Raw genomic sequence first — 7,301 nt, 5'->3', positions numbered from 1 at the left:
AGCACTAGAAACCGCAGGTGCTGCACTTATTAGTTGAATTCAGGATTAAACTAACCTCTCCTTGCTTAAAAAAATGGCCCTTGAAGTCGTGTAAGACCCAAGAGCCACTCGTTAGTAGCGAAACTTACAGGCTGCTATTTTAAACTTCCTGGTACAGTTCGCTACCTTCGCGGCGGAACTTCTCCGCTTGCTCCTGCATGCCACGTTTGACTGCCTCGGAATCACTTTCAGCGGCATTTTCCGGCGCGCGGTCACGATAGGTATCGCGTACTTCCTGGCTGATCTTCATGGAGCAGAACTTCGGCCCGCACATAGAGCAGAAGTGCGCCACTTTGGCAGAGTCCTTCGGCAGAGTTTCGTCGTGGAATTCACGGGCGGTGTCCGGGTCTAGCCCCAGATTGAACTGGTCTTCCCAGCGGAATTCAAAACGTGCCTTGGAAAGCGCGTTATCGCGACGCTGTGCTGCCGGGTGACCCTTGGCCAAGTCTGCTGCGTGGGCAGCAATTTTGTAGGTGATGATGCCGGTTTTGACGTCATCTTTATTCGGCAGACCCAAGTGCTCCTTCGGCGTCACATAGCAGAGCATTGCACAGCCAAACCAGCCGATCATGGCCGCGCCAATGCCGGAGGTAATGTGGTCGTAGCCGGGGGCGATATCGGTGGTCAGTGGGCCGAGGGTATAGAAAGGTGCCTCGTGACACGCCTCAAGCTGCTTATCCATGTTCTCTTTAATCAGGTGCATGGGCACATGGCCAGGGCCTTCGATCATCACCTGAACATCATGTTTCCAGGCGATCTTCGTCAGCTCACCCAGGGTCTCCAGCTCAGCGAACTGCGCTTCGTCGTTGGCATCGGCGACTGAGCCGGGGCGCAGGCCATCGCCCAGAGAAAACGCTACGTCGTACTGCTTGCAGATCTCACAGATCTCTTCGAAGTGGGTATACAGGAAACTTTCCTGGTGATGGTACAAGCACCACTTGGCCATGATAGAGCCGCCACGGCTGACAATGCCGGTCACTCGGTTGGCAGTCATTGGCACATAGCGCAACAGTACGCCCGCGTGAATGGTGAAGTAATCCACGCCCTGTTCAGCCTGTTCAATCAAGGTGTCGCGGAACACTTCCCAGGTCAGGTTTTCGGCAATGCCGTTGACCTTCTCAAGCGCTTGATAGATCGGCACTGTACCAATCGGCACCGGCGAGTTGCGGATAATCCACTCACGGGTCTCGTGAATGTTCTGGCCCGTGGAAAGGTCCATGATGGTGTCCGATCCCCAGCGGATACCCCAGGTCATTTTGTCGACTTCTTCTTCAATCGACGAGGTAACTGCCGAGTTACCCAGGTTGCCGTTAATCTTCACCAGGAAGTTACGGCCAATAATCATCGGCTCGGATTCTGGGTGGTTGATATTGTTGGGGATGATTGCGCGCCCCCGGGCGACTTCGTCGCGCACAAATTCCGGCGTGATCTCTTCCGGCAATTTTGCACCAAAGCTCTGGCCAGGATGTTGGTGACCAAGAATACGCTCAACTTCAGCGGTGCCTAATGTTTGGCGGCGCTGGTTTTCGCGAATGGCGATAAATTCCATTTCAGGGGTAATAATGCCCTGGCGCGCATAGTGCAATTGGGTGACATTCTTACCTGGTTTTGCCCGGCGCGGGGTGCGAGTTAAATCAAAACGCAACTGGGCAAGTGTCGGGTCGTTAGCGCGGCGATTGCCGTACTCACTGGTGGGGCCGTCAAGGAACTCGGTATCGTTGCGCTCTTCAATCCAGGCGCGGCGCAGGGCGGGTAAGCCTTTGCGTAAATCGTTGTTGGCGGCTGGGTCGGTGTAAGGGCCAGAGGTGTCGTACACCAGTAGCGGCGGATTCTCTTCATCAATGCTGCTGGTTTTAGTGGGCGACAGGGTGATTTCCCGAAACGGCACGCGGATATCTGGTCGTGAGCCTTCAACGTACACCTTGCGCGAGGCGGGCAGCGGTTGAATGGCAGCCGCATCGACCTGAGCAGTTTCAGCTAAAAAATGGCTGGTTCTACTTGTTACGGTCTCAGTTTTTGAGGTCTTAGCTTTTACAGTTTCAGTTTCTAAAGTCTTCGTCATGACGGTCGTCTTCCTTCGTTGTTGATTATGGTTATTGTGTTGGCTTAATGGGTGAGACTTTTGTCTGTTAGATCGCTGTCTATCAGATCTAGACCCATCTGCCAGAAATCGATTTCCAGACGCGTGGCGTCGCGGAAGATCTTGCTTAGCTCGGCAAAGCGGGCAGGGGTAACATCGGCCAGGCGGGCGTTGAGCCATTCAAGCTCAGCCTGCATGGCGGTCTGAAACTCCTGGCTTTCGTACATCGCTATCCAGGCATCAAACGGGTTTTGGCTGCCGCGTAGGGTAGAAGGCTGAGCATTCAGCCAGTTGGCGATTTCGCCGTAGCCCACTAAGCAAGGAGCCAGCGCCACGTGCAAATCGAGCAGGTCGCCGCGATTGCCGGTGTCTAATACGTAGCGGGTATACGCCAAGGTGGCTCTGGCTTCAGGAAGCTCCGCCAGCTCTTGCTCGGAAATTCCCCACTCCTGGCAAAAGCCCACGTGCAGGCCCAACTCCACATCCACAATGGCTTTTAAACCTTCATGGGCTTGGCGCAGATCAGCCAGCGTAGGGCTTTTATAGGCGGCCAACGCGTAGGCGCGGGCGAAGTGAATCAAAAACAGGTAGTCCTGTTTCAAATAGTGGCGAAACGATGCTTCTGGTAGCGCGGCGGTACCCAACTGACGGACAAAATCGTGCTCAATATAGGCGCGCCAGTCGTCATAGCAGGCATTAGTAAGATCAGCAAAGCGGTAGCCCATGGTGCCTCCGGTAGTAATGATCCGGAAGGTGGGCGGTTGAGATCGAGGGAATGGCGCAGAAGGAGGCGTGAAGCTAAGCCGAGGCCATCGCTTGATCCCTACGCCGGTACCCGCGCGCTCGTCATAGGAGCAGCACATTAGCCGGATCAGGTTCAGCGGGACCAGCGCTTTGGCAGTATCAAGTGGATACGCCCTGCGCCATCTCAGCCGGATTCACCGGCACCCCGTCAAGCAGTTAGTGCCAAGCAGTCTAGGAGGAGGAGAGAAGAGATGCAAGGGGGATAGTGAGTGAATAACAGGCTTCTTAGAAACGTTGATGTACTGCATTAACCTAATGGGCTTCTAACACCTGCAAATCCATTACCTAGCACATGGGTATATATTTGAGTGGTTTCGATGCTTTTATGGCCTAGTAACTCTTGAACCGTGCGAATGTCAGTGCCTTGGCTAAGCAACTGAGTTGCGAAACTATGCCGTAAAGAATGGCACGACCCTGGTCGTGTTAGAGCAGAAGACCGCATGGCATATTTAACGGCTTTTTGTACGGCAGAAGTATGGATGTGATGTAGCACTACACGCCCCCACTCATCGAAACAGGGCTTGGATGAAGGAAAAAGCCACTGCCACGCAAGGGAAATGCCTGCATTCGGATATTTTATATCCAGCGCGTAGGGCAGTGATACAGGAATTGCGTTTGTTCCAATGCGAGAGGTCAGCTGTTGTTCAGCGATTTGTATATGGGTATGTAATGGTTGAGCGCATGAAGGTGGCAACAGCGTAGTGCGGTCTTTATTGCCTTTGCCTGCACGGACAGTGATGACGTGGCGCGCAAAATCGATATCTTTTACGCGCAACCGACAAGCTTCGGAGACTCGTAACCCAGAGCCGTACATCAGCGATGCAATCAGGAGCATGGAGCCGGACAGATGCTCAAACACATCCATCACCTCTTTGTGGGAAAGCACGACAGGTAAGCGCTTAGGGCGCTTCGCCCGGCTAAAATTACCCACCTCGCCCAGCGGTTGATCTAGAACGTGGCGATATAGAAACACGATGGCATTGAGTGCCTGGTTTTGTGTTGCCGCAGCGACGTGCCTTTCTAACGCGAGATATTCCAAAAATTGCCGCACTTCATTGCCCGCCATATTGGCAGGATGCTGCATTCTGTGGAAACGAATGAAAAAGCGAATCCAGTAGCAATAGGTTTTCTCAGTACGGAGGCTATAGCGCTTGACCCGCAGGGTCGCCTTGACGCGTTCCATTAGTTTCATAAGAGTCACACTTAATTGCTGTTTATTTGTACAGTATTATTGAGCAGGGAAAAACACGCAAGCACGCGAATTTTGGATAGGATGCCAAAATTGGCTTTGCTCTCTTGGGAATCAATGGGGTAGAGTCAAATTGGGTGTCTGCAAAACCCCAATGAACGTGCCATCGCGTTTATTGGGGTTTTGTAGCGAGGCGTATAATCACTGTTATAGACCAAAATGAGGAGAGTATGAGCAAGCCCGCAAAGAGTGGAGTCATAATTTACTCTAATAGTGTGAAACCTTTGGCCGAGTTCTATATTGAAATGTTCGGTATGGCTTTGCTTCGGGAAACCGACGATTTCATCAGTATTGGTGGTGATGGGATCAATCTCATAATTCATTTGCCCCCTGTCGAAATGCCGGAACAAAATTTCAACGCTGTTAAATTGTTCTTAACGGTAGAGTCCCATGAGTACGCACGAAAAAAAGTAGTAGAACTCGGTGGGAAGGCGCTGGAAGGTGAGTGGTCAAACCCTGTATTCAAGGTATGCAATGTGGTTGATCCTGAAGGAAACCATATTCAGATCCGTGAGTTCAAGCTATAACAATCAGCATCACGGCGAAAACTGGGTTGTCGCGGCTGTGGTTTCCATTCCGCTGGCGCTTCATTCTAAACCACAGCCGCGCCAACCCAGTTTCGCGTGTGCTTGGCGTTGGGCAGCTTGCAACGCGGAGAGCTTATGGACTTGATTGTGTGTACTTGGATCACAAAATTACCCGAAGGGCGCTTTGCTGTCTGGCCAGATGGTTGCCGTGACCTGATAGCGATTGTTCCCAAAAGTGATCCTGCCACCATTGTTTGCAGTGGCTTGGATGCTGGCCCTCGGCAGGTGCTCTGTGATGAGGATACTTTTTTCGTTGGGGTTCGCTTGGCTGTGGGGGTTACCTTTCCGTGGGAGGCGGAAAACCCGTGCTCAAAACACGATGACCAGATTTTTTCACAAATTCCACTTTTTGGTTGCCACGAAAGGGGATCAGAAAATGATGGCGATGAAACGCTTGAAAAGCTGGTTAGTGTGGTCAATGACTTTGCAGCCCCCGCGCCTTCTTGGGTATCGGAATATATTCAGGAAATACAACATGGAGAAGTGCGACGAGCTTTGCCGTTGAGTGAACGTAGTATAAGGAGGAAGCTTGCTGATACTAGCGGGGCTCCGCCACGGTACTGGAAGTCTTTAGCCCGCGTTCGCCAGGCTGCGATGGATGTTGTAAGGTCTGAAATTCCACTGGTAATACTCGCGATAAAGCACGGATTCTCGGATCAGGCGCATATGAGCCGTGAGATTCGGCGTTGGTTTGGAGTCACGCCGGCGACGCTGCGGACAAATGGGGAGCAGTTTATTGAACGGCTGTCTGCTCCCGATGTGTTCCAGAACGTTTAGCTTTCTTCAATAATGTACTTTTCGAATTCGGCGCTTGGAGCAATAGGATGGTAGCAATACACGATGACGCCAGAGGGGTCCAAAATACTGAATCCTCTATCGCCCCACGGGTGATCTTCCAGTGGCATCGCCGGTGTGAGACCTGCTTGGGTTAGCTGAGAGTGCAGCTTATCAGCATCTTCCACAAGCAGGTTAAGAAAAGCGCCACCAGTGAACGGTTGCATGCCCTCTTGTGGGCTCATTAGGCAAATTTCGGGCTCCTGATAAGAAGTGGTCAACCTAAGTACTACGTACCATCCGCAGTCGAAAACGGGACGTGCATTGAAGTGAGCTTCGTAGAACTTCCGAGTATCAGGGAGGCTCTGTGTGACGATGGTTATGCTTGCGGATTTGATCGACATAAATCTCTCCAATCTACGTGGCGTGGTAGAAGATGAATTTTAGTAATGAGCATAATCCAGTTAGGGGTCTATTGTTTTGAATAAATCGGTCAAATTAGAAGTAATAATGCCCAACAAAAGCGTTAACACGGACCAACTTTTCCGCTGCCGCTTCAAAGAAGGCCGGTTACGCTAAACGTTGAGCCTGTAGAAAAACTCCGCTGGCGGCTAAGTTTTGGTAGGATCTAGGAAACAGACGAGGAGTGGTCAGCATGCCGCGCTTCAAGGCTTATAACTACGACCAGAACGCCATGGTGGTGATCAACTACCAAGACCAGCTCCAACCAGGCACCTTTGAACACGCCGTGCACTACCTGATCGAGCATAAACTCGACTTGTCTGTTTTCCATCCCCAGTACCGTAACGATGCGACCGGTCGGTTGGCCTATGATCCGGCCATCCTGTTGAAGATTGTCCTGTTCGCTTACTCAAAAGGCATCACCTCCAGTCGCGAGATGCAGTGGAGCTGCGAGACCAATATTATTTTCAAAGCCCTTTCCTGCGATACCGTGCCCCACTTCACCACACTGGCCAGCTTCGTCAGTCGGCATGCCGATGAGATTGAAGCGCTGTTCGAACAAGTGCTGCTGGTATGCCACGAACAAGGCTTGCTGGGTAACGAACTCTTTGCGATTGATGGCTGCAAAATGTCCTCCGATGCCTCCAAAGAGTGGTCTGGCACGTTCAAAGAGTTGGATGAGAAACTGAGAGGCCTGATTCGGCATCACCTGCTGGAGCACTACGCACGTGATGAGGCCGAGACGGAAGCAGGGATATCCGACGGGCCAAGACGATTCTCTCGCTAGATGCCGCCATGAACAAAGTTGACCGTTTCCTAAAGACGCACAGCCCAAGGATGGGGCGGGGGAAGCGAATCAAGGAAGTGAAGAGCAATCTGACCGATAACGAAAGTGCCAAAATGACGACCAGTAAGGGCACGATCCAGGGCTATAACGGCGTCGCCACGGTGGATAAAAAGCACCAGATCGTCATTGACGCTCAGGCCTTCGGCGAAGGCCAGGAACATCACACCTTGCAGCCCGTACTGGAAATGGTCGAAGCCCGTTTTAAGAAACTGGGGATTGCGGAGAATATCTACCAAAAAGGCACCGTCGTCACCGCCGATACCGGTTTCGCGAATGAAGCCAATATGAAGTACCTTCACGAGCGACGGATTAATGGCTATATCCCTGATAATCAGTTCCGCAGCCGAGATCCGAGATTCACCGACCAGAAAAACAAATACGGCAAGCGCCACCAGAACTTACCAGATAAAGGCTGGCGAGAGACGACGCCAGCTAGCGCGTTCCAGTTTGATCCAGTAG

6 protein-coding genes, 1 pseudogene and 1 riboswitch are annotated in these 7,301 nt (G+C 52.0%); of the genes and pseudogenes, 3 read left to right on the top strand and 4 right to left on the bottom strand.

The window, feature by feature from the left end:
• Positions 1–139 precede the first annotated feature (139 nt).
• The 3 genes from thiC to INT19_RS16600 all read right to left on the bottom strand — a co-directional run bounded on the left by thiC (position 140) and on the right by INT19_RS16600 (position 4,115).
• Entirely contained in the window at positions 140–2,101 is a 1,962-nt protein-coding gene (thiC, locus tag INT19_RS16610; RefSeq protein WP_226912472.1) for a phosphomethylpyrimidine synthase ThiC, read from the bottom strand.
• Positions 2,102–2,145: 44 nt separating this feature from the next.
• Entirely contained in the window at positions 2,146–2,844 is a 699-nt protein-coding gene (gene tenA, locus INT19_RS16605) for a thiaminase II (RefSeq protein WP_193061557.1), read from the bottom strand.
• Positions 2,845–2,922: 78 nt separating this feature from the next.
• Positions 2,923–3,081, bottom strand: a riboswitch (TPP riboswitch).
• 89 nt (positions 3,082–3,170) lie between these two features.
• Positions 3,171–4,115, bottom strand: coding sequence for an integron integrase (locus INT19_RS16600; protein WP_193061556.1), 945 nt, complete (start codon positions 4,113–4,115; stop codon positions 3,171–3,173).
• A 227-nt stretch (positions 4,116–4,342) separates the two neighbouring features.
• On the opposite strand from INT19_RS16600, the gene INT19_RS16595 reads away from it, so the two are divergent.
• On the top strand, positions 4,343–4,699 hold the full coding sequence (locus INT19_RS16595) for a VOC family protein (RefSeq protein ID WP_193061555.1): 357 nt from the start codon (positions 4,343–4,345) through the stop codon (positions 4,697–4,699).
• 135 nt (positions 4,700–4,834) lie between these two features.
• On the top strand, positions 4,835–5,536 hold the full coding sequence (locus tag INT19_RS16590; RefSeq protein ID WP_193061554.1) for a helix-turn-helix domain-containing protein: 702 nt from the start codon (positions 4,835–4,837) through the stop codon (positions 5,534–5,536).
• Here INT19_RS16590 and INT19_RS16585 read toward each other — a convergent pair.
• Entirely contained in the window at positions 5,533–5,937 is a 405-nt protein-coding gene (locus INT19_RS16585; RefSeq protein WP_193061553.1) for a VOC family protein, read from the bottom strand. The genes INT19_RS16590 and INT19_RS16585 overlap by 4 nt on opposite strands.
• Positions 5,938–6,188: 251 nt before the next feature.
• Here INT19_RS16585 and INT19_RS19900 point away from each other — a divergent pair.
• Positions 6,189–7,301, top strand: a pseudogene (locus INT19_RS19900) (transposase); the annotation flags it as partial.

This window comes from Halomonas sp. 3A7M, from assembly GCF_014897875.1.
In the GTDB taxonomy this organism is placed as follows: Bacteria; Pseudomonadota; Gammaproteobacteria; order Pseudomonadales; family Halomonadaceae; genus Vreelandella.
Note: the sequence above shows the minus strand (reverse complement) of the source record. Positions and strands in the feature narration are given on the sequence as shown.